Raw genomic sequence first — 20943 nt, 5'->3', positions numbered from 1 at the left:
TTTACAGCATGTTTGAGCTGCTGCATCAGAAGATACGCGAAAAGGTGCCCATCACGAACGAGGAGTTTGAGATCTGCAAAGCGTCCTTTAGTATAAAAAAGCTGCGCAAGCACCAATATCTCATGCAGGAAGACGATGTGGCGAGGTATCTTGCCTTCGTGAACGAGGGTGCTCTGAGAATGTTCGCCGCCAACGAGAAGAACGGCGAGCTGACCATCCAATTTGCTTTCGCGGGGTGGTGGATCACCGATAACTTCAGCTTCCTGACAGGAGAACGCACGCTCTATAACATCGAGGCACTGGAGAACTCCACCATTCTGGTGATTAACAAACATGCCTGGGAAGAGCTGTTTGATAAAGTGCCAAAGCTTGAACGCTATTTCAGGATTCTCCTGCAAAACAACTTTATCGCCACCCAAAGGCGTCTGGTGAGTTCCCTTTGTCAGACGGCGGAGGAGAAGTACACCTCACTGATCAAGGCTCAGCCCGACATCATTCAGCGTGTCCCTCAGCACATGATTGCTTCCTATCTCGGCATTACTCCGGAAACCCTGAGCCGCATCAGAAAGCAGGTGCTGCTTTCGCGCTGACGTTGATTTAGATCAACGCCATTTCTTATTTCATATCAATGCGCAGGCCTTTCTGCCGTCCTATCTTTGTATCAGCAACAAAAGTTAATACAAAGACAAATCAAGATGAAAAAGATTATTTTATCAGCAGCTATTCTGTTAGCAAACTCTGCCCTATTCGCTCAAACTAAATGGGCAGCCGACAAGGTACACTCTACTGTGAAGTTCTCGGTTCCCCACCTCGTTATTTCAGAAGTGGAAGGACAGTTTAAAAACTTCGAAGGCACCATCGTTAGCAAAACTCCGGACTTCAACAACGCAGCAATCAACTTCAACGTGGATGTAAAGAGCATCGACACAGAGAATGGCGACCGGGACAAGCATTTGTTAAGTGCCGATTTTTTTGACGCCGAGAAGTATCCACAGATGTCATTCAAGAGCACTTCATTCAAAAAAGTAAGTGGAAACAAGTACACGCTGTTGGGCAATCTGACCCTGCACGGAGTAACCAAACCAGCCAAATTTAGTGTTACTTACGGAGGAACAGCAAAAGACGGATATGGAAATACCAAGGCCGGATTCAAGGCTACGGGAGTGATCAACCGGTTTGACTACGGATTGAAGTGGAATGCCCTGACAGAGGCCGGCGGTGCTACTGTAGGCAAGGATGTCACCATTGACCTGAAACTGGAACTGACTCAGCAAAAAGCGCCTGCTGCCACGGCTGCTAAATAAACACGCTAATAAAAAATAAAGTCAGGGCGGGTCATCCTGTCCTGACTTTACATTTAAAGACACATTATGAAACCGGGACTTTTCGACACTGTCATCAAAACACTTCCGCTTGAGGGAAGGATAATGCCGGTCTTATTTATCGGCCATGGTTCTCCTATGAACGGAATTGAGGATAACGAATTTAGCCGGACATGGAAAAAGATGGCCAGCGAGATCCCGGTGCCGAAAGCCGTCCTTGTGATATCTGCGCACTGGAGCTCCAGAGGCACGCAAATTACGGCGATGGACTTTCCCAGGACTATACATGACTTCCGGGTATTTCCGCCTGAGCTATTCGCGGTGAATTATCCGGCTCCCGGCAGTCCTTTGTTAGCCAGGGAAGTATCGCACCTTGTTCATTCAGCGCAAATAACGGAAGATCATGACTGGGGGCTGGACCATGGAGCGTGGACCATCATCAGGCACATGTACCCCCAAGCCGATATTCCGGTTCTTCAAATGAGCCTTGACTATACCAGGCCGGCCTCCTATCATTACCAGCTGGCGGCTGAGCTTTACGATCTGAGGAGAAAAGGCGTTCTTATCATCGGAAGCGGGAATATCGTCCACAATCTGCGGCTCCTTTCCTGGGATATGATGGAAGGGGGCGGCTACGACTGGACGCTGGAGATCAACGAGAAATTCAAGGGCCTTATTCTGAATAACGACTACCAATCCCTGATCAACTATGACCGCCTTGGAAAAGAAGCCTTACTTGCGATACCAACGCCCGAGCACTATCTTCCCTTGTTGTATGTTATGGGTTTAAAGAAGCAGGCCGACGATATTACAATTTTTAATGATAAAGCCATTGGCGGGTCCCTTACGATGACCTCTGTGAAGATCGGTTAGTTTTGCGCGATTCCCTGACTTTTCTTATCTTGATGGTGAGGAAAGCATCCCATACCGTGAAGGCCTATGAGCTTCTGCATTTATCGCGCGTCCCTGCATAAGATCCGTGCACTTTTATTCGCTGTCGCCGCTGCCGCTTCCTTTCCCGGCTGCAGCCATTTGAACGGGAACTCAGATGGCAAAGATTCCGTATCCTTCGTCTCTGGGCGCGTGAGGGGCATATCGGCCGATGCTGGTTCCTATGACAAGGAATTTATCGCCGGTCTTGGCTCCTATCGGGGCAGTATTTTACTCAAAGAAAGAACGCTTATTGCAGAAAAAGACACGATTCCTTTCCCTTTACACCTGGAGGGGCATAAAGAATACACGTTTACGGGCACCAGCCGCGCACAGCGCTTCCGGCTCAGCATAAAGCGAACAAACTATACGAATCTCATTTTCCGTTTCACGAGTTCTTTAAACGGCAAGCAGGAATATCTGCGTACGGGGAAGGCAGTGCTCGACCCCTTCTTCTTTAACGGCACTAACGCTTTTGACGACCTCGAAAACGGGGAAATATTTCCGGCTCATGAATACCGCTGGAAAGGCGAAGAAGGCACTTTAAGCATACACAGCGGCATTATTCCTGACGAGTATGGCCGGCTAAGAGCAGTAGTCACTTTCAGGGACAGGGAAGACGACAAGAAGCACGGTAGGAGCCCGGTCTTAAAAACCTCCTTATCTGTCCTTTCAAAACGGCTTTAAGTCATTTTCAGAGCTGATTATCAAAAGGTTTAAAACATTGTTTTATTGCAAAACGTTTGTATATTGCACGTCCTTGTTATAAACCAATGCGATTAAACGGAAGTATTAAAAAATTACGGATTTTATCTCTCGTGGCGGTGGCCGGGTACCTCTGCCTGTGCGAGTGTAAAGCTCAGAATTTCTCTGACTCGTCAGGAATGGATGGAGGATTGGCGGGACAGGTGCTTGCTTCTGCGAAGGAATATAAAAGCCGGACCATTTACTCCTCACTCAGTCCGCAGGTAATCGATGCAACTCCCGATGCCAGACTTTGCCAGGTGATTAATGACTACATGAGGTCAAAGATGAACTGGACGCTCAGCAATGAGACCGAGGTGCTTCAGAATGAATCTGAAGCGGCGAGGGCGGTGTATGTAGTTTCCCAGATCGAAGCGGAGGTAAATAACGGGGGGTTCAGCCAGCTTTATTCGGGCTCAGCTGCCCGGCTGGGTGACATGGCCGAAGAATCGTTCCGCCTGGTAAAAGCCCCTCTTTTTGCAGCTCTGATTAAAAAAGCACATACTATCTACAAACAGGAAGGAATCTCTGATAATCTGAAGGCCCTTGACGAAGAATTCTTCAATTTATACGACAGGGAAGAGCTCGGCAAATTGAAAATATCGTATATCAGAAAGAGCAAAAAAGCCTTTAAAGCAAACTAGTCTTCGAAATATAATTTCTACATTCGCGTCTTCTGTCAATTCAGAAGCTGAAGACCCGAGTATGTCTGCCACCAAAAGTTCCCATGCCCCTGCCCTTCTCGTGATCCTTGCTTTTGCTACGGTTTACGTTGTATGGGGCTCCACCTATTTCTTTATTCAAAAAGCAGTCGCTCATCTGCCTCCGTTCCTCATGGGAGCTATGCGATTCCTTACGGCAGGTGTTCTACTTCTGGCGTGGTGCGGAGCTAAAAAGGAGAAGTTATTTGAGCCGGCACAGTTAAAGACTGCTGCGGTAACGGGCTTTCTCTTACTCTTTATAGGTAATGGTGCGGTAATTTGGGTAGAACAGTTTATGCCAAGTGCCATGGTGGCAATCATGGTATCATCTTCACCGGTCTGGTTTGTGCTGCTTGATGTACCGCGGTGGAAAGAGAACCTGACTAATGTAAGTACGCTCACGGGATTATTTTCAGGGTTCCTGGGCGTGGTCCTGCTCTTCTGGGAACAGATATCCAATTCAATCCACGTGACGAGTCAGGCACCTAAAATGCTGGGGCTCGCGCTGCTTGTTCTCGCTTCCGCGGCCTGGTCGGGCGGCTCGCTATATTCTAAATACAATTCAAAAGGAGGATCTGCAACAGTAAGTACAGCCTGGCAGATGATCATGGCCGGTATTTTCTTTGTTCCCTGCAGTATTTTGACCGGAGAATCGAGGCACGTAACTCTCAGCGAAGTCCCGGCAGAAGGATGGCTTGCCCTGATCTACCTGATCCTGATGGGTTCGATAGCGGCCTACAGTGCATACGTCTGGCTGCTGCAGGTACGCCCTGCTACTCAGGTAAGTACCTATGCGTATGTGAACCCTGTGATTGCCGTGCTTCTGGGCGTTTTCTTTGCAAATGAAAAAGTCTCGTATTTACAGGTGATTGGTCTGATAATCATCCTCGGAAGCGTCCTGTTAATTAATCTTGCCAAATACAAGAAGGCAAAATCCCTGAACTAGGCACACAGCAGCTATTTTCCTTCTTCACCTGATCTTCATCTGTGTGTGCCATATTTGACACACAGTAAATCATCATATATATCTTTTTTGTTTTTGGCAGGGCCGGCCATCTCCGGCCCTGTTATTTTTGATCCTTCGTTCCACCCTCATCCGCTTTTTTCAACCTTCCCGCCTCCTTTAAAGAGCGATGCAGCATCCATTCTATCTGTCCGTTCACACTACGAAATTCATCTGCAGCCCACTTCTCTATCGCCTTCATGCTCTCTGCATCTATTCTCAAGGCAAATGACTTCTTCTCCCCCATACTTTCTCTACTGATGTAATGTTCCTGTATTCACAACGGGCTGTGTTTCTCTGTCCCCGCACAAAACAACCATTAAGTTGCTTACCATTGCTGCCTTCTTTTCTTCGTCGAGCTCTATAATTTGCTTTTCAGATAGCAGAGTTAAGGCACTGTCAACCATTCCGACAGCTCCTTCCACAATTTTATGCCGGGCAGCAACAATTGCCGAGGCCTGCTGACGGCGAAGCATCGAGTGCGCAATCTCGGGTGCGTAGGCCAGATAGGCAATCCTTGCTTCAATCACTTCAATTCCTGCAATTTCCATCCGTTCAGCGATTTCCGATTCGAGCGCTTTGTTCACATCATCAAAATTCGTACTCAAGGTAATAGTCGCCCTTTCGTCTTCAAAATGATCGTATGGAAAACTTCCGGCCAGCTTTCTTACCGCAGAGTCCGTCTGAACCCTGATAAAGTTTTCGTAGTTATCAACTTCAAATGAAGATTTGAACGTGTCCTTTACCTTCCAGACAAGAATAACGCTGATCAGGATCGGATTGCCCATCTTATCATTCACTTTTATCTTCTCGCTTTCAAAGTTCCGTGCCCGTAAGGAGATGAAGGTCCGGCGACAAAAAGGGTTGGCCCAAAAGAGTCCGTTCCGATTGACCGTTCCGCGGTAATCTCCGAAAAGGAGCAGCACGGCAGCCGTATTTGGACTTACTATCAGAAGACCTCTGGCAACCAGAACCAGCAGCGGTGCCAGTATGGAAACCAGGATTTCAGGCCTCACGTCAACAAAAATACAGACCACTGCAGAAACAACAAGAAACAGAACAGCCACAAGGTAGCCATTCATAGCAGAGACGCTTTTTTCAGTTTTCATAAATTCAATTGTTTTGATATCATAATAATATCAAATATAAAGAAAGTTACTAGAGGCTGTCAAGTAAAAAACGATTCATTTGCTTCCCTTACAAAGAGCGATAAAAGCAGGCTGATCGAGGAGAAGAATTACGGGCTAATTAAGGAAAACGAAAAACTTATAAAGGCACAGGGCACGCTGATCCTGGGCGTTAAATTTAATGAGGCGGCTCGTTCTGGGCATTTGAAAGAACAAATTATCCATCTGAAGCGCTCCGTCACTGATCCCACCGCCCCACCTTTCAATAAAGAATTGCGGGCAATAGCAAGGCACAACTAACTTTCACCCGAGCTTTTAGAACATCGATTAACAAGTCAGCACATCCCCCTTGCCAACCTTTCAACAACAAGCTAACGGTCTCAGCATACAAGCGGCTTTCAAAAAACACAGCGCACTATAATTGCAGCGTTTACAAACGATTGTTGCGTTTCTCTGTTCTTCTGATACAACGTTAAAATTTAAACTAAAAACTAAACTATGGCGAAGTTCAAGTTCGGCGACAAGGTAATTACTCCGGAAGGCAAGGGCACCGTTGAAATGAGTGAAGATGACGGCTCCGGAGAGGTAAAAGTACAGCTTCAGGGAGACGACGTGTTCAAGATCTACAAGGAAGATGAGCTCTCCCTGGATAGTGACAGTGATTACGACCAGGAGAAATAATTAAGGCGGATGTATGTCCGCCTTAATTTATCCTAAATCGCTCGTGCCTTTTCCTCCAGCCAGCTTCGTTCGTCTTCAGTAAGATGGGGACTAAGTTTCTCCACGACCCACTGGTTATATTGATTCAGCCAGTTGATATGAGAGGGCTCAAGAAGTTCTCTCACTACAGGAGCGGTATCGATCAAAAACACCGTCAAGGTTTCGAATGTGTAAAACTCTCCAAACTCGTTAATCTGATCCTTCACCGCAAGGACGAGGTTTTCAATGCGAATACCATACCGACCAGGACGGTACAGGCCCGGCTCTACAGAAGTGATCATTCCCGGCTCGATCTCTATGGGAAGGTTTGAAGGATTAAAGATCTGCGGACCTTCGTGAACATTGAGAAAGTAGCCCACCCCGTGACCTGTTCCATGACCATAGTTGAGGGCATGATCCCACATAGGCTTTCTTGTGATGGCGTCTATCTGGTATCCCTTACTGCCCTTTGGAAAACGGGCTGTCGAACCTTCGATCATTCCTCTGAGTACAAGGGTGTAATCGCGGCTCTCTTCGGCAGTAAGCTTTCCGAGAGAAACGACGCGTGTAATATCCGTTGTTCCCTTGCGGTACTGGCCACCTGAATCCAGTAAAAAGAGCCCTTCCGGATGTAGTTCGACATCGCTCTGAGGAGTCGCCTTATAATGAGGGAGAGCTCCATGTTCGCGATAGCCAGCAATGGTATCGAAACTTTCCCCAACAAAGCCCTCTTGTTCTGCTCTGAACTTATACAGCTGCTCAGCCACCGAGATTTCGGTCAGTCTCTCCTTTCCGATGTTCTCTTCCAGCCATTTAAAGAAACGGGTTAACGCAACTCCATCTTTTATCATGGTCTCGCGGGTGTTAGACACTTCCGTTTCATTCTTGACAGCCTTAAAGCGCGTGCTTGGATTCGTATCCAGCACTACCTTGACCGACTGAGGCAGGGCCTGCATAAGGGCATAACAATTCTTTTTAGGATCTATCAGAATAGTAGCATCCGCGGGGATGGCATTTAAAGCAGCGGTGATCTCCTGGTAGCCCCTCAACTGAACACCCGCCTTTTGAAGCTCTTCCCTGTCGCCCGCCTCCAGCTTGTTGGGCTCAATAAAGAGCGATACAGCATCAGGCGTGAACAAAGCAAAAGCAAGGACTACAGGATTACACTTTACATCCGTTCCCCGGATATTGAAGATCCATGCAATATCGTCAAGAGATGAGACCAGGTGATAAGCCGCGCGGTATTTTTTTAAAGCTTCCCTGATTTCGCTGATCTTCTGAGTGGTCGGCTTACCGGTTATGGAGAGATCCAGGAGAAAAGCCTTGTTCGCAGGAAGATCGGGCCTGCTTTCCCATATCTCACTCAGATAATCGCGGTCACTTTTAATTCCGATGGAAGCAAAAGACAGCTCTGTCTCAAGCAACTGGGCAAGCTGTACTGAAATGAGGGTTGCGTCAAAACCCACTGCAGCACCTTCAGGAAGGACGGAAATTAGCCAGTTGATGTATTCGGGCATCGCCTGGGCCTGCAATTTCACTAGTTCAAACCCACTGCCCTTCAGTTGCTCATCGGCCTGTACGAAATAACGGGCGTCGGTCCATAGACCTGCGAAGTCTTGCGTAATGACCAGTGTGCCGGCAGATCCGCTAAAGCCTGAGGTAAAAGCAATGCACTTGTAACGATCGGGCAGATACTCACTAATATGAGGGTCGGCAGAGGGGATGATGTAAGCATCAACACCATCCTTCTTCATTTGTCTGCGTATACCCGCTAATTTATCTGGATATGTCATTGTATTGATATTAACGGCATGCAAGTTACAAAAACCTTCAGGAGCAGTGGCCAGAAAGCGGGATGAAAATAGTTTAAAGGCTCAGCCTCCCTCCCTCGCACTATTTTTCTATTTTAGTTGCATGGTTAAGGAGCTTACTAGCAAAGCCGGGCACGGGTTTGAATGGATTGATGTGGCGCACCCTGAAAAGGAAGAATTACAGAAAATAGCGTGGAAATATAAACTCCATGAAACGTCGGTACACGACTGTCTGCAACCCGATCACTTGCCCAAATACGAGGCGGTGGACGGATACTCCTTCATCATTTTCAGAATATATGCCGAGCAGCAGGATCTTGAAGCCGACACGGTTCAGGAATTAACCGACAAGATCGCGATATTTTACTCCAAGGACTATATCATTACCATCCACAGGGAAGAACAGAAGATGATCAGTGAGATGTATTCCCTCGTGAGCAGCAATAAGCTAAAGAGCATGAATGCACTGCTCAATACCCTGATCAAAAATTGCCTGCTTACCTACGATGGGCCGTCCAGCAAGATCGCCAAAGCGATTGATTATTATGAAGAAAACGTCTTCCTGCGGAACAGGAAAGTATCTCTGCTGAAACCCTTGTACTATCTGCGCAGGAAAATAGACCTGGTGAGGCGGATGCTGATCCTGTCATCCGATATTATTGATCATATTGACACCGAGGAGCAGGGCAATGTGAATACCCGCGATACCCGCGACCTTTATGTGAAGCTACAAAGCGTCTACGACGGGCTGTACGACAATATTAACCAGTTACTGAACGCCTATTTCTCCACTTCCTCTCAGCGCACCAACGAGATCATGAGAGTGTTAACGATCTTCTCCGTGTTCTTTATGCCACTGACCTTTATAGTGGGGATCTACGGGATGAACTTCAAATACATGCCCGAGCTGGAATGGCACTTCGGGTATCCCGGAGTCCTAATCCTGATGGGAATAATTACCGTGGGGATCTACATCTGGTTCAAGAAGAAAGGTTGGCTCTGAGTGTTCCACTCTTACTTGCTCCATAAAATCCTGAAAGCGGCCAAACCTGTATTTCTTATCGCGCATCCAGGCGAGAAGTTTTCTAAATCGCAGGGCCATGTCTTCTCCCGAGTTTCGGGCAACGTAAAAAGGTATCCCCAGCTTTTGCCGGTCCCTTAATTGGTGAACTCCCATGGATGGAAATAAAGATTTAAATAGCGATCCTTCTTATAGGTACGCTCGCAAAGCCGCTCATAAAAAGGTAAAGGGAAGTTATGAAAAGAAAGCCAGAACAAAGGAATTCTCAACTGGGGGCTAACGGAGGCCGGTATCTGAAGAATGCCATCCTGCATAAAATATGTCCTGGGCGCCTTTAGGTTATTATAGTGACCGGGCAAAAATGTGGGATTAAACGACGAGTTATATAAATAGCCTGCCTTTTGAAGCTCTCTGTCGTCCACAGGCATCATACGAGGCATCCTGAACCCGCAGACCGGCCTGCCGGTGATCGTCTCGAGAAACTCACGCGACTCACGGTAGTGCTCCGTTCTAAACTCAGAATGAAAATAGCTGTGTGATGCCACCTCGTGGCCATCAGCACAAATGCGAGATATCAGGGACGGATTAAGACGCGCAAAGTTAGCCGTACAAAAGAACGTTGCCTTAATATTAAATGATTGAAGTATAGCGAGGATCAGAAGGGCTCCTTCTGTGGAGATTGCAATCTGTTCGTCTATTGAAAGTGCCTTGCCGTACTCGTGCGGCAAGGCAAATTCTTCCAGATCAAAACTTAATAGAACCATGGACTTGATATTTATCTAATTGTGGTGGCTGATACTGAGCACTGCACTTTCTTCGGCAGGTTTTAGAGGGCGCGAAGTGAACATCCGGTACGCATTGATAAGCCAGACAGCCAGGCAGGGCCATGCCTTCATTGCATAACGATTTATAATGCCGGTGCGCACCGGCGGTGGAAAGACGTCTGTTGGCCCCAGTCCCGTCAGGATCAGCAACAGGATAAGCAGCGCTATATTGGTCTTGGTAAAGATCTTTTCTTCGAGCAACATGGAAAGAAATGCTCCGGCAACAGCAATAACGTAAGTGGGGTGCTCAGACCCGGTGCTGAAAAGCACGACGAACAACAGTGCAGAGGCAAGCACCCGAAGCCTGAACTCAGGAAGAGCATAGTTTCGGAGAAGAAACAAAGGAGCCACGAAGATCGCTCCTCCTGCCAGTAGTATAGGCATATTCGGAATGGAAGGATCACTGGCAACACGCCTTACTATGCCCATTACCGAAAAATCCTGAGCCGAATCGAGCGCCTTATTAAGTACATCTTTATGCTGGAGTGAATGGAACCAGTCAAAATAAGACTGAACGAGGAAACCGGAATTTGTAATCAGCAAAGGCAGAAAAAAGAATACTACAAACGAAACAAGGCATGAGAGCACAAAGGCACCTTTCCGCTTAGAGAAAAGAATGAAGACAACCCCGATTATGGGGTATAGCTTGACTAATGCGCCGAGGACGATCAACGGGCCGGCCCACCAGTCCTGCCCTCTTTCCACTGCTACAAACGTCAGGACAATCATAGCGGCTACTATCGGGTTAAACTGAATTGCGTGCTGAGAATTGGCAAACTCAAGGAGAGCCCATAGAAGCAATAGATTGATCCGCGATCGGGGCAGGGGCAGCAGGGTAAGGCTTACTACAAACACCAGTGCATTTACCAGGTTCCAAAGTAGCAGGCCGGCACCGTCAGGAAGTAAAGCAAAGGGCGCTACCACTACGCTAAAAACTGGTCCATAGTGATTGGAATCTCCGTATTCAGCCGGATATTCAAGGTACAGGTTTTTGCCCTCCAGGGTGTGGGTGTATACCCCCTTGAAAATTCTGTAGTTATTATATCGGTCTCTGGAGTATTTATAATGCCAACAGAAAACAGAAACAAGCAGGTATAACAAACAAATGACCCTGAACCCGCCCGATGGTCCGGCCATTACGCTCCTTTCAAGCATGAATTAATAAAGTGTGAAGGTCTAATTTTTACTCTCGCGAGCCCCTTTTATGGTAACAAATATATTACAAACAATAAGAAAAGTAAAACTTTCGAAAGCAAAAATGAAGTAAAAAGATCCTTGACCAACAGCACCTTCGAAAACCAATCGCCTTATCGCTTGTACTATAACATAGATATCTACGAAAAACATTCACGAGCGCAACTGACAACTCGAACAGAGCACGCCGAATGCTATTCTAAGCTTTTAAAACAGACTTCACGAAAAACAGAAAACATGAAGGTGATCATTATAGGAGCAGGTTTTGCCGGGCTCGATCTTGCCCAAAAACTGAACAACAGAGAAGGCATTGAGGTGCTGTTGATTGACAAAGTAACTTATCACCAGTTCCAGCCCCTGTTTTACCAGGTGGCTACCTCAGCTCTCGAGCCGAGCAGTATTTCATTTCCGATCAGAAAAGTCTTTCAAAGAAGCAGAAATATACGGATCCGGATTACGAGGGTCCAGGCGATACGCCGTGCTCAGAACATTGTGGAAACTGATACAGGCAGCTACCCCTATGACGTTCTGGTAATTGCCACAGGAGCCGACACCAACTACTTTGGCAACGAAAAGCTGGCTTCACTGGCTCTACCGATGAAGTCGACCCTGGAAGCCGTTAAACTCAAGAACCGGATCATTAACAACTTCGAAGACGCGCTCGAGGTGGCCGACCCGATGGAAAGGAAGAAGTATCTGACTATAGTAATTGCAGGCGCGGGCCCCACAGGTGTTGAGCTGGCCGGCGCTATATCAGAAATGAGGAAAAACATGCTTCCCAAGGATTATCCGGAGCTGGATTTCAGGATGATGGATATTTATTTGCTCGACGGGCTTGAGAAACCTCTTTTTAATATGAGTCCGCAATCCAGCGGAGATGCCAGTCAGTATCTGAATGAGCTGGGTATTATTCAAAAGATGAAGACTATTGTCAAAGACTACGATGGGGAGAACGTGATGCTGGCAGACGGCGGAGTCATAAAATCGAAGACTTTAATCTGGGCAGCCGGGGTAAAAGGAAATGTCCCCGCGGGCATAGAGCCGGAGCTGGTAATTAAGGGACGGATACGGGTAGACCGTTTCAACAAGGTCATCGGCACCCCGAACATTTATGCGATTGGAGATATTGCGACCATGGAGACACCCCTCTATCCGAAGGGGCACCCTCAGCTGGCGAGTGTCGCAAAATCTCAGGGCAAGTTCCTCGGACGAAATCTTATCCGCTACACGATGGGCGAACCCATGGAAGAGTATGAGTTTGAGAACAAGGGATCCATGGCCACTATCGCCCGCGGAAGAGGAGTAGTGGATATGGAGAAGCCCTTTAAAATGCACCTCAACGGAGTGCTGGCCTGGATGACCTGGATGCTCTTACACGCCTCGTTGCTTCACGGCGGCAAGAACAGGGTGATCGTGTTTGTGAACTGGCTGTATAAGCTTTTCAGCTTTGACCAAACCCTCAGGCTCGCGGAACGGTACTACAGTCTTCTTAGCGACAAGACCATCGAAGAGATTAAAAGCGAAGACTGCCGCGAAGCAGAAGAAAATTCAAAGGCTCAGATGTAATCAAGATCTGAGCCCCTTAAGCTGTTCGCGCAAACGGGCCTGCAGGTCCCCGTCAATATTTCCTGGGTTATCAACAACAGACCATTCTCCATTTTTCCCGGCTGCAAAGGTAACGAGAGCAGTTTCACCCTGAAATACCTGGTAATCATCCGTATCGCGTTCATTTTTCACAATATAGTCGGCAAAAGAGCCATCAGGCAGCATTACCTGCATATCAAATTGTTCCATAGTTAAGAAGTTTATTGGATAAACGGAGGCTCAATCGGAATGTTTCATACCAGGATTAAAAACTGACTCTAAGGCGGCGCTGCACCTCGCTCTTGTAATTGCGCCCAACCGGCAGCTCCTTTCCTCCTATCTCCACGGCGTAGGCATAATAGCTGGTTATTTTGGGGACCGAGACAATAAAAGAGCGGTGTATCCTGATGAACTGCTCAGGAAGAAGCTCCTCCAGCACGCTAATCTTTTGTTTTGAGATATAAACCTTGTCTGCGAGAACCACCTTCACATAATCTTTCAGGCTCTCTATCCACAGGATATCCTCAACATTAATCTTAATAGTCTTCCGTTCCACCTTCAGGTACATGAAGACATCCTTGTCCACCGCTGGCTCTGCAGCGATGCTGAGGCCCGACTTCATTTCGTATAACTTAAGGACCTTGTCTATTGCCTTCAGGAAGCGATCGAATGATACCGGTTTGACCAGATAGTCGATGGCATCAAGTTCAAAGCCCTCAAGCGCATACTCAGGGTAAGCCGTAGTAAAGATGACGTGCGGCGGTTTCTGAAGGCTCCGCAGGAAGTCGGTGCCCTTCAGCGCGGGCATCTGGATGTCGAGGAACATCAGATCTACAGGCCGTTGCCTGAGTGCCTGATAGGCCTCAATGGCACTCCTGCAGGTGGCTACGACCTCAATATTATGAAAATTCTCGATATAGTTCTTAATGACCTCTATTGCCTGAGGTTCGTCGTCCACGATAAGTACCTTCAGTTTCATGATACAGGCTGGTTAATGGGCTCCTGCGATTTATATTCAAAAGACAAGGCCTCCATTTCGGCGGGTCCTTGTGCAGATACGTGGTTAAAAGGTTTCAATTCAAGTTCGAGTACCGCCAGAAACAGCTCACCTTCATCAAACAGCTTCAATTTGAAAGCTTCGGGATAAAGTAATTCAAGGCGTTTTCGTACGTTCTTAAGTCCGATGTTACCGACTCCTCCTGCTGGCTGCGTCCCTGATTGCTCCTCGGGTTTGCTATTTGACACCTTCAGCTTGAGCGCCTTCCCTTTCACCTCCAGGTAAATATTGATCCAGCACGTCCCTACCTGTTCGCTTGCCCCATGTTTAAAGGCATTCTCTACGAAAGGAAGAATGAGCAGCGGAGCAATCTCCGTGTCCTCATAATCACCGCTCACACTGAATTGAACATCCAGCCGGTCTCCGTACCGAATCTTTTCCAATTCTATGTACGCGGAGATCATTTGCACCTCTTTCTTAAGCTTGATATAACTTGTATTGCACTCATACAGCATGTACCTCAAAATGCCCGACAGCTTAAGAACTACCTGGGGAGCTTCTGCGGAATGGCTGAGAGTAAGACCGTACAAATTATTGAGTGTATTAAACAGAAAATGAGGATGGATCTGTCCGCGCAGAAAGTTCAGTTCAGCCTCGAGCGCTGCATTTCTGCGCTCCAGCAGGAGCTTAAACAGCTTAATGGCGAACCCGAACCAGACAACGAGGTTCACTCCTTTTAAAGCGCCGAAGAACGAAGCCGGATCGAAGACTTGCTCCCAGAACCCGCGCGGTGTCTTATCGTACCAATATCCAATAGAATCATAAATCCGCTTGAGATAGGGATCAACAAACAACACATCGACAACCCGTGTCAGGTATATCGTCCCAACAAAAACAAACAGGAGGCGAATAAAAAAGTGAATATATCTCCGCTTGAGCAGGTAGACGGGGATCAGCCACGACGATACGGTGTAAAAATAAAGCATATGCACCGGCATATAAAAGAGGTTGTTCCTCGCAGCGGCGGCGTACGATGTTTTGCTGTAGCCATAAACGATCATCATAGCACTGTATGCGGCTATCCAGAACAACACATGCTGCCAGAGCCTGCTGACTTTCAACTTCCCGATGTAAATATCGCCCGACGGATGCATGTACTAAAATACGCTGTTTCCGCTTATCATCATAGTGGCAGGAGCCAACATCGACGAGATGCAAGTCTGCGTCGACAAACGACCCGAAAAGGGTCTAAAATAACAAGAAAAAGAACACTGAGATCATCCGTGGGCTGGTTAGGTCCTTTTATCGATCAGCCGGCTGTGTATGTCGGACCGGGTTTCTACGGAACATCGGATATAATAGCTTCGGCCTAAAATCAAAAGCAATGAAAAAGTTTACGTTCGTAATTCTTACAGTTTCTGCATGGATGGCGGTACAGGCTCAGCCTAAAGGCAAGACTGTTCAAAAAGGGTTTTGGGTGGTCGAAAGTAATATCAGGACCCAAAAGTTGCAAGTCGTCACGTTCTATGACGACAGCAGCCGAGCGGTTTACTCGGAAACAATATCAGGAAAAAAGCTACCCTACCATCGTCAGGGAATGCAGAAGAAGTTGAATGATGTGCTGGCCGCCGTCATGAGCAGAACAGATAGTTCGAACCAGAAGAATCTCCTGGCAAACGAACTCCAGAAGTAAGCACCTATTGGGAAGGATGGGATTCCGGGTATCTCGCTCCAAACCATGCGCTGCTTCTATTGTCGGTGCTCTTCCAGGAGACTGGACGGGACGGGGTTTGGGCATCTCGCTCGAAACAGAAAGACGCACTGTATGCAGAACAGGGCAGTTCGTCCTTTTTGTTAATTGAAACAGGCACAGTGTGTTTAGCTAACCCACAAGCTATCCGTTTCAACGCAGACATCTTTTCAAATTTTAACGCACTGTATTTTAAAACATTACAAGACAACCACAAATACTTCCACGCAAGTGGCACGGCTTTAGCATACACCTTAACAACATTCAACTTAAAACTCAGTGATTATGAAAAAGGATATAACCATCACTCAAATCGATAAACTGACAAGAAACACAGATAAGCAACTTATGCAAATGCTCTTAGCGGACCTCGACAATTTCAAAGGACGAAAACCTCAGTCGAATACTGCCGCGAGGGGTAAACAAGCAGCATAAGATCCAACATATATCCTACATCTATCTATGAAAACAAGGGAAGGCTTAACGCTCTCCCTTTTTTATTTGTATATTCTATAGCGCAGCCACCGATTCTCCATGGGGCTGCATGCGTCATCAACTCTTTTGTTCGCGCAGTAAGCCATGCTATCGCGCCACCTGCCGGTAATGAGCAGGAAGGCCTGTTTCCTTTTCGCCTTAGAAAATGATGTACAACAAGCTCCTCCCAACAGCGAGACAAGTGGGAGACTGAGGGGAACTCCGTTATGGACAGAACCGAGTCAGGACCGACTCAGGACCGACTCAGGACCGAGTCAGCACCGAGTCCTGTCGGTTATGACTTGGTTGCAATACGGTCTTGTTTTACTCTTGCTTTGTTCCTGCCCGACAGAAGGCTCTCCTCCGTCCCGCACCTGTCTCATCTATCTTATCTCGAGCTTCTGCCAGCGGTAAATTCAGTTTAGGGCTCAGGACTTCACCAAGCATCACTTCCCACTCTCCATAGATTTCCTGATTATCATTTGTTTTTGCCCGACACGAATGAAATCCCCATTTTTAAAGCAATTGTGATATTTTATTGTTCAATCACATGATGAAAGAAAACAGAATCTGGCTTATCACCGGTGTTTCAGGAGGGCTCGGCAGAGCGCTGGCACTGGAGGCTGCAAAAAACGGAGATATTGTTTATGGCACTTTGAGAAAGGAATCGCAAATTCCTCAGTTCGAACAGCTCGTGCCCGGAAAGACAAAAGGGATCAGGTTGGACGTAACGGAACATGAACGGATCGAAACAGTAATAGCCGAGCTTTTAGCCGCAGAGGGCCAGGTCGATGTCCTGGTCAACAATGCCGGGTATGGTCTTTTCGGAGCTATCGAGGAAGTGAGTATGGAGGAAGCGCGTCAACAGATGGAAGTGAACTTTTTTGGCGCCCTGGCTGTTACTCAGGCGGTTCTTCCTCATATGAGGAAGCAGAAGTCGGGGCATATCATCCAGATATCCTCAATGGCGGGCTTCAGGTCTAACCCGGGAATGGGCCTTTATAATGCAAGTAAATTTGCTTTAGAAGGATTTAGTGAGGCCCTCGCTCTGGAGACAGAGCCACTTGGCCTGCATGTGACGATTGTAGAGCCGGGCCCGTTCAGAACAAGCTGGGCCGGCAGTTCGTCCGCTAAAGCGGAAAAAGGAATAGACGATTATCAGAATACGGCGGGAGCGCGCATCGCCACGGTTACAGGGTACTCCGGACAACAACCAGGGGACCCAGATAAGGCGGCAAAAGCCATTTTAAAAGCTGTGAACGCAGAACACCCTCCCTTACGCCTTCCACTTGGCCGGGCGGCTCTGGAAGCAATTACATCGAAACTGGATGCGGTAAAGACGAACGTATCCGAATGGGAGCAAGTCTCTCTCAATACCAACTTTGATTGATTTGATGCTGTGTCGGTTGTACAAACAAAATAGTTATACTTGCATTGCTTAATGAACGAATCATGTCGAAACTCTATCCCTTCAAATTTAAAACGATTTACAAAGACAAGATATGGGGCGGTGAAAAGATCCGCACCTACCTTGGGAAAGACTTTTCTCCCCTGCCAAATTGCGGGGAAACCTGGGAGATCTCAGGTGTAAAGACCGATGTTTCTATCGTCAGCAACGGTGAACTCGCAGGAGAAAGTCTTGCGAAGCTGCTCGAGACTTACAAGGAAGATCTGGTTGGAAAATCAGTGTATGAGCGATTCGGAAACGAATTTCCCTTGCTTATCAAATTCATCGACGCTAATGACAATCTATCTATCCAGGTGCATCCAAATGATGAGCTGGCAAGGAAACGCCACAATTCGTTTGGAAAAACAGAGATGTGGTATGTAATTGAAGCAGATCCGGGCTCAACGCTAATCTCCGGATTTAGTCAGGAAGTCGACGAGAAGACATATTTGGAAAAGCTGAACAGCGGGCGACTCACCGATATCCTGAACAAAGAGAATGTTGAAGCTGGCAACGTGTTCTTTCTGCCTGCAGGCCGGGTACACACCATCGGGAAAGGACTTTTAATTGCAGAAATTCAACAGACATCAGACATCACCTACCGGATCTATGATTTTGACCGGGTGGATGACAAAGGAAACAAACGCGAGCTCCATACAGACGAGGCACTGGCCGCAATTGATTATAAACATTACGACCAGTACAAGTCGACTTACGATAAAAAGAAGAATGAGCCTGTTGAAGTGGTCACCTGTCCGTATTTCACCACCAACATCCTCGATTTCAGCCAGTCTGTTACGCGCGACTACAGCTCCACCGACTCATTCGTAATCCATGTATGCGTCCAAGGTTCGTATACGTTAAGTTACGAAGGTGGCGAGCTCAACGTACAGATGGGCGACTGTATACTTCTGCCTGCTACTACAGGAGCGGCAAAACTTGAAACCTCTACCGGATTCAAGATCCTTGAAAGCTATATCTAGCTGTAACGTTGCTTATTGCCGGCGGGGTTCAGGGCAATGCTGGGATACTGTCAATTGCCGGCAATAAGCGCATTTACTCTAAGTCAAGTCAATTAAAATGCCGAAATTGGCTGTCTTTAAATTAGCCAGTGTTGATAGGACAGTCGTTCAAAATCATTTTGTTTCTTGGTCTTTTGCAGATCGTCTTTCTTAAAGCAGCGGGCCAGTCGCCAGTTGTTGTCAATGAAAGCACTGACCAGCACATCTTCGAATTCGCTCAAATAGAAATGTTTGAAGACGTTTCGGGGGCGTTGTCCTTCAATGAGGTAAGAAAAAAGCAATTCAGACCAAGTCCCACAAGCACTCCTCAAACTACCAGGCTTCAATCTGCTTACTGGTTTAAGATCCGGATAATAAGTCCGGGGCATTCAAAAAAACACTATCTGCTTGAGTTTTTTGATCAGACGATCGACGAGATTGACGCTTTTGTCCCTACAACGCAGGGAAAATATCAACTAAAACACCTTGGCGATAAGTATCGGTTCAGGCAACGGGATCTTTCGCATAAGAACTTCGAGCTCTTCCTTCACGACGCTCCGCCTGACGGAACCTATTACTTCAGGATCAGGTCGTGGCAAAGGGCAGACGTCATCATTGTTCTCAGATCAGTAAACTGGTTCATCCATTATGCCCTTGACGAATACTTTTCGTTCGGGATCTTTTATGGAATGATTCTCGTCTTCAGTTTCTATAACCTTTTGATGTTCTTTGCCATACGACAGAAGCAACACTTATTTTATGTGCTTTACATTCTTAGCATTGGTCTATATGAGATGTCTACCGACGGGATCGCCTATCAGTACCTCTGGCCTCAGCATCCACAATGGAATCAGTATGCCTTTGGCGTTGCACTTTTTCTGATCTCCACCTTTTCGCTTCTTTTCACGAAAGAACTCTTATATGTAAAAGCGAAAGCACCACATCTGAACCGGATGCTCAACATCCTGATCCTGCTGGGCTGCGCCTATTTCGTCGCCGGGCTGGCATACCGTCCTCTTTTCAATTACAAGTTTCTGGAGTTTATTCCATTGAGTGCCGCTTTTTACACCGGAATACAGGTCTGGCGGAAAGGGTATCGTCCGGCGCGCTTTTTTGTTCTGGGATATGGATTTCTATTCCTTGGCTTTTCACTTAAACTTCTCATTCTGGTATCGGACGGCTCGCTCAATATTGGAATTTTGAGTTACTACAGTCTCAGTCTTTGTTTTATCATTGAAATGATCCTATTGTCGTTCGCAATTGGCGATAAAGTGCGGGTACTAAAGCACAAGAAGGACAAGGCGCAGCGCCGGATGATCCTTCAGATGAAGGAAAACGAGCGATTAAAGGATCATATCAATCAGCAGCTTGAAACGCAGGTACAGGAGCGTACCCGGGAGGTTTTTGAGAAATCGGCCATCATTGCGAGACAGAACGAAGAGCTGACCGAGATGAATTTAGTTCTTAAAGAGCAGGCGGAAGAGATTTCCCGAATGAACGTGTTGCTGGAGCAGGACAATATGGAGCTGCAAAGCAACATAGAAAAGGTCAGCAGGGCCCGGGTCATGTCGGCGGAAGTGAACTTTGAAGAGTTCAGCCGGATTTATCCCGACAATGATTCGTGTTATAAGTTCCTCTCGGAACTGAAGTGGGAAAAGGGCTATTCTTGTTCGAAATGCGGGAACGATCATTTTTTCAACGGACATATCCCCTACAGCCGACGTTGCAGCAAATGCGGATACGAAGAGTCAGTTACCACGAATACCCTTTTGCACAACACAAGGATCCCGGTAAACAAAGCCTTCTATATGATCTTCCTGGTCTACTCTACCAAGGGCAAGATCTCGTCGCACAAACTTTCAGAAATCCTTTCAATACGACAGAGCACCTGCTGGACCTACAGTACAAGGATTAAAAAGGTGATGGAAGAACGAAAGAAGGAGCTAAGAAACGCGGGTGAGAAAGGCTGGAGCAAGCTTGTCCTTGAGTAGTGCCTCATTGCCTTTATCACTCCTCCGCCTTCCCGATCTACCAGCATTGCTAAGGCGCCGGCCGTAAGACAGGGCTTTTTTGTCTGCTTCACGTCAGAGAAATTGTTAAAAAGAAGAGGCAAATGCAAAAAAAGAGCGACGGTAAACAAGCGTATCATACCGTCGTGACGAGCACTGTCATCCCATAGCTTTAAAGGCTGATTATCAGTCGCCAAGTGTACAGGCAACCAACGGTACCAAAGCGTATCGATCCGGAGGTAATTACTTAAAAAACAGCCAATTACGATAAAATAATTACAATCAAAAGCTTGCTTTTTTGAATC

General features: G+C 47.1%; 22 protein-coding genes. 14 read left to right on the top strand and 8 right to left on the bottom strand.

Annotated features, from left to right (window positions below; genetic code table 11):
- Nucleotides 1-8: 8 nt before the first annotated feature.
- The 6 genes from ACES2C_RS10975 to ACES2C_RS10950 all read left to right on the top strand — a co-directional run bounded on the left by ACES2C_RS10975 (nucleotide 9) and on the right by ACES2C_RS10950 (nucleotide 4643).
- A complete protein-coding gene (locus tag ACES2C_RS10975) occupies nucleotides 9-590 on the top strand; it encodes a Crp/Fnr family transcriptional regulator (RefSeq protein ID WP_374163156.1) in 582 nt (193 codons plus the stop codon).
- Nucleotides 591-695: 105 nt separating this feature from the next.
- Entirely contained in the window at nucleotides 696-1304 is a 609-nt protein-coding gene (locus tag ACES2C_RS10970) for a YceI family protein (protein WP_374163155.1), read from the top strand.
- 66 nt (nucleotides 1305-1370) lie between these two features.
- Complete coding sequence (gene ygiD / locus ACES2C_RS10965) at nucleotides 1371-2195, top strand: 4,5-DOPA dioxygenase extradiol (RefSeq protein ID WP_374163154.1); 825 nt, start codon at nucleotides 1371-1373, stop codon at nucleotides 2193-2195.
- 66 nt (nucleotides 2196-2261) lie between these two features.
- The gene (locus ACES2C_RS10960; protein WP_374163153.1) at nucleotides 2262-2939 is read left to right on the top strand and encodes a hypothetical protein; all 678 of its coding nucleotides are present in this window, start codon (nucleotides 2262-2264) and stop codon (nucleotides 2937-2939) included.
- 86 nt (nucleotides 2940-3025) lie between these two features.
- On the top strand, nucleotides 3026-3640 hold the full coding sequence (locus tag ACES2C_RS10955; RefSeq protein WP_374163152.1) for a DUF4375 domain-containing protein: 615 nt from the start codon (nucleotides 3026-3028) through the stop codon (nucleotides 3638-3640).
- A 61-nt stretch (nucleotides 3641-3701) separates the two neighbouring features.
- Nucleotides 3702-4643 carry an EamA family transporter gene (locus ACES2C_RS10950; protein WP_374163151.1) on the top strand — a complete coding sequence of 314 codons (942 nt, stop codon included), beginning with the start codon at nucleotides 3702-3704 and terminating at the stop codon, nucleotides 4641-4643.
- A 121-nt stretch (nucleotides 4644-4764) separates the two neighbouring features.
- Here the strand turns inward: ACES2C_RS10950 and ACES2C_RS10945 are convergent, their stop codons facing one another.
- The gene (locus ACES2C_RS10945; RefSeq protein WP_374163150.1) at nucleotides 4765-4947 is read right to left on the bottom strand and encodes an Arc family DNA binding domain-containing protein; all 183 of its coding nucleotides are present in this window, start codon (nucleotides 4945-4947) and stop codon (nucleotides 4765-4767) included.
- Between the two features lie 7 nt (nucleotides 4948-4954).
- Nucleotides 4955-5809, bottom strand: a complete 855-nt coding sequence (locus tag ACES2C_RS10940) for an SPFH domain-containing protein (protein WP_374163149.1) — start codon at nucleotides 5807-5809, stop codon at nucleotides 4955-4957.
- Between the two features lie 516 nt (nucleotides 5810-6325).
- On the opposite strand from ACES2C_RS10940, the gene ACES2C_RS10935 reads away from it, so the two are divergent.
- Nucleotides 6326-6508 carry a hypothetical protein gene (locus tag ACES2C_RS10935; protein WP_374163148.1) on the top strand — a complete coding sequence of 61 codons (183 nt, stop codon included), beginning with the start codon at nucleotides 6326-6328 and terminating at the stop codon, nucleotides 6506-6508.
- A 32-nt stretch (nucleotides 6509-6540) separates the two neighbouring features.
- Here the strand turns inward: ACES2C_RS10935 and ACES2C_RS10930 are convergent, their stop codons facing one another.
- Nucleotides 6541-8319 (bottom strand): aminopeptidase P family protein, encoded by a 1779-nt coding sequence (locus tag ACES2C_RS10930; protein WP_374163147.1) that lies wholly within the window; start codon nucleotides 8317-8319, stop codon nucleotides 6541-6543.
- Nucleotides 8320-8440: 121 nt separating this feature from the next.
- Between ACES2C_RS10930 and ACES2C_RS10925 the strand changes: the two genes are divergently transcribed.
- Nucleotides 8441-9340, top strand: a complete 900-nt coding sequence (locus tag ACES2C_RS10925; protein WP_374163146.1) for a CorA family divalent cation transporter — start codon at nucleotides 8441-8443, stop codon at nucleotides 9338-9340.
- A gap of 155 nt (nucleotides 9341-9495) precedes the next feature.
- Here the strand turns inward: ACES2C_RS10925 and ACES2C_RS10920 are convergent, their stop codons facing one another.
- Both ACES2C_RS10920 and ACES2C_RS10915 read right to left on the bottom strand, forming a co-directional pair.
- The gene (locus ACES2C_RS10920) at nucleotides 9496-10122 is read right to left on the bottom strand and encodes a polysaccharide deacetylase family protein (RefSeq protein WP_374163145.1); all 627 of its coding nucleotides are present in this window, start codon (nucleotides 10120-10122) and stop codon (nucleotides 9496-9498) included.
- Nucleotides 10123-10137: 15 nt separating this feature from the next.
- Nucleotides 10138-11319, bottom strand: coding sequence for a glycosyltransferase family 87 protein (locus ACES2C_RS10915; protein WP_374163144.1), 1182 nt, complete (start codon nucleotides 11317-11319; stop codon nucleotides 10138-10140).
- Nucleotides 11320-11613: 294 nt separating this feature from the next.
- On the opposite strand from ACES2C_RS10915, the gene ACES2C_RS10910 reads away from it, so the two are divergent.
- Nucleotides 11614-12942: an NAD(P)/FAD-dependent oxidoreductase gene (locus tag ACES2C_RS10910; RefSeq protein ID WP_374163143.1), complete on the top strand. Its 1329-nt coding sequence runs from the start codon at nucleotides 11614-11616 to the stop codon at nucleotides 12940-12942.
- Here the strand turns inward: ACES2C_RS10910 and ACES2C_RS10905 are convergent, their stop codons facing one another.
- Genes ACES2C_RS10905 through ACES2C_RS10895 form a run of 3 tightly spaced genes read right to left on the bottom strand, consistent with a single transcriptional unit; the run spans nucleotide 12943 to nucleotide 15111 of the window.
- Nucleotides 12943-13170 (bottom strand): hypothetical protein, encoded by a 228-nt coding sequence (locus ACES2C_RS10905; RefSeq protein ID WP_374163142.1) that lies wholly within the window; start codon nucleotides 13168-13170, stop codon nucleotides 12943-12945.
- A 55-nt stretch (nucleotides 13171-13225) separates the two neighbouring features.
- Nucleotides 13226-13939, bottom strand: coding sequence for a LytR/AlgR family response regulator transcription factor (locus tag ACES2C_RS10900; RefSeq protein WP_374163141.1), 714 nt, complete (start codon nucleotides 13937-13939; stop codon nucleotides 13226-13228).
- A complete protein-coding gene (locus ACES2C_RS10895; RefSeq protein ID WP_374163140.1) occupies nucleotides 13936-15111 on the bottom strand; it encodes a sensor histidine kinase in 1176 nt (391 codons plus the stop codon). The genes ACES2C_RS10900 and ACES2C_RS10895 overlap by 4 nt, the downstream gene beginning before the upstream one ends.
- 230 nt (nucleotides 15112-15341) lie before the next feature.
- Between ACES2C_RS10895 and ACES2C_RS10890 the strand changes: the two genes are divergently transcribed.
- From ACES2C_RS10890 to ACES2C_RS10870, 5 genes are all read left to right on the top strand, one after another.
- On the top strand, nucleotides 15342-15650 hold the full coding sequence (locus ACES2C_RS10890) for a hypothetical protein (protein ID WP_374163139.1): 309 nt from the start codon (nucleotides 15342-15344) through the stop codon (nucleotides 15648-15650).
- A gap of 342 nt (nucleotides 15651-15992) precedes the next feature.
- Nucleotides 15993-16142 (top strand): hypothetical protein, encoded by a 150-nt coding sequence (locus ACES2C_RS10885; RefSeq protein WP_374163138.1) that lies wholly within the window; start codon nucleotides 15993-15995, stop codon nucleotides 16140-16142.
- A 589-nt stretch (nucleotides 16143-16731) separates the two neighbouring features.
- Nucleotides 16732-17571, top strand: a complete 840-nt coding sequence (locus ACES2C_RS10880; RefSeq protein WP_374163137.1) for an oxidoreductase — start codon at nucleotides 16732-16734, stop codon at nucleotides 17569-17571.
- A gap of 62 nt (nucleotides 17572-17633) precedes the next feature.
- Nucleotides 17634-18611 (top strand): type I phosphomannose isomerase catalytic subunit, encoded by a 978-nt coding sequence (locus ACES2C_RS10875; protein ID WP_374163136.1) that lies wholly within the window; start codon nucleotides 17634-17636, stop codon nucleotides 18609-18611.
- A gap of 128 nt (nucleotides 18612-18739) precedes the next feature.
- Entirely contained in the window at nucleotides 18740-20620 is a 1881-nt protein-coding gene (locus tag ACES2C_RS10870) for a 7TM diverse intracellular signaling domain-containing protein (RefSeq protein WP_374163135.1), read from the top strand.
- The last annotated feature ends 323 nt before the right edge of the window (nucleotides 20621-20943 follow it).

Origin of the sequence: Arcticibacter sp. MXS-1 (assembly GCF_041902385.1) — a bacterium.
GTDB lineage: Bacteria > Bacteroidota > Bacteroidia > Sphingobacteriales > Sphingobacteriaceae > Arcticibacter.
This window is presented reverse-complemented; position numbering and strand designations above follow the sequence as displayed.

Coding starts and splice junctions, on each gene's coding strand:
- ACES2C_RS10910 (WP_374163143.1), top strand. CDS start 11,614: ATGAAGGTGATCATTATAGGAGCAGGTTTTGCCGGGCTCGATCTTGCC.
- ACES2C_RS10925 (WP_374163146.1), top strand. CDS start 8,441: ATGGTTAAGGAGCTTACTAGCAAAGCCGGGCACGGGTTTGAATGGATT.
- ACES2C_RS10885 (WP_374163138.1), top strand. CDS start 15,993: ATGAAAAAGGATATAACCATCACTCAAATCGATAAACTGACAAGAAAC.
- ACES2C_RS10880 (WP_374163137.1), top strand. CDS start 16,732: ATGATGAAAGAAAACAGAATCTGGCTTATCACCGGTGTTTCAGGAGGG.
- ACES2C_RS10890 (WP_374163139.1), top strand. CDS start 15,342: ATGAAAAAGTTTACGTTCGTAATTCTTACAGTTTCTGCATGGATGGCG.
- ACES2C_RS10920 (WP_374163145.1), bottom strand. CDS start 10,122: ATGGTTCTATTAAGTTTTGATCTGGAAGAATTTGCCTTGCCGCACGAG.
- ACES2C_RS10960 (WP_374163153.1), top strand. CDS start 2,262: ATGAGCTTCTGCATTTATCGCGCGTCCCTGCATAAGATCCGTGCACTT.
- ACES2C_RS10935 (WP_374163148.1), top strand. CDS start 6,326: ATGGCGAAGTTCAAGTTCGGCGACAAGGTAATTACTCCGGAAGGCAAG.
- ACES2C_RS10950 (WP_374163151.1), top strand. CDS start 3,702: ATGTCTGCCACCAAAAGTTCCCATGCCCCTGCCCTTCTCGTGATCCTT.
- ACES2C_RS10900 (WP_374163141.1), bottom strand. CDS start 13,939: ATGAAACTGAAGGTACTTATCGTGGACGACGAACCTCAGGCAATAGAG.
- ACES2C_RS10970 (WP_374163155.1), top strand. CDS start 696: ATGAAAAAGATTATTTTATCAGCAGCTATTCTGTTAGCAAACTCTGCC.
- ACES2C_RS10975 (WP_374163156.1), top strand. CDS start 9: ATGTTTGAGCTGCTGCATCAGAAGATACGCGAAAAGGTGCCCATCACG.
- ACES2C_RS10875 (WP_374163136.1), top strand. CDS start 17,634: ATGTCGAAACTCTATCCCTTCAAATTTAAAACGATTTACAAAGACAAG.
- ygiD (WP_374163154.1), top strand. CDS start 1,371: ATGAAACCGGGACTTTTCGACACTGTCATCAAAACACTTCCGCTTGAG.
- ACES2C_RS10955 (WP_374163152.1), top strand. CDS start 3,026: ATGCGATTAAACGGAAGTATTAAAAAATTACGGATTTTATCTCTCGTG.
- ACES2C_RS10930 (WP_374163147.1), bottom strand. CDS start 8,319: ATGACATATCCAGATAAATTAGCGGGTATACGCAGACAAATGAAGAAG.
- ACES2C_RS10945 (WP_374163150.1), bottom strand. CDS start 4,947: ATGGGGGAGAAGAAGTCATTTGCCTTGAGAATAGATGCAGAGAGCATG.
- ACES2C_RS10895 (WP_374163140.1), bottom strand. CDS start 15,111: ATGCATCCGTCGGGCGATATTTACATCGGGAAGTTGAAAGTCAGCAGG.
- ACES2C_RS10940 (WP_374163149.1), bottom strand. CDS start 5,809: ATGAAAACTGAAAAAAGCGTCTCTGCTATGAATGGCTACCTTGTGGCT.
- ACES2C_RS10905 (WP_374163142.1), bottom strand. CDS start 13,170: ATGGAACAATTTGATATGCAGGTAATGCTGCCTGATGGCTCTTTTGCC.
- ACES2C_RS10915 (WP_374163144.1), bottom strand. CDS start 11,319: ATGGCCGGACCATCGGGCGGGTTCAGGGTCATTTGTTTGTTATACCTG.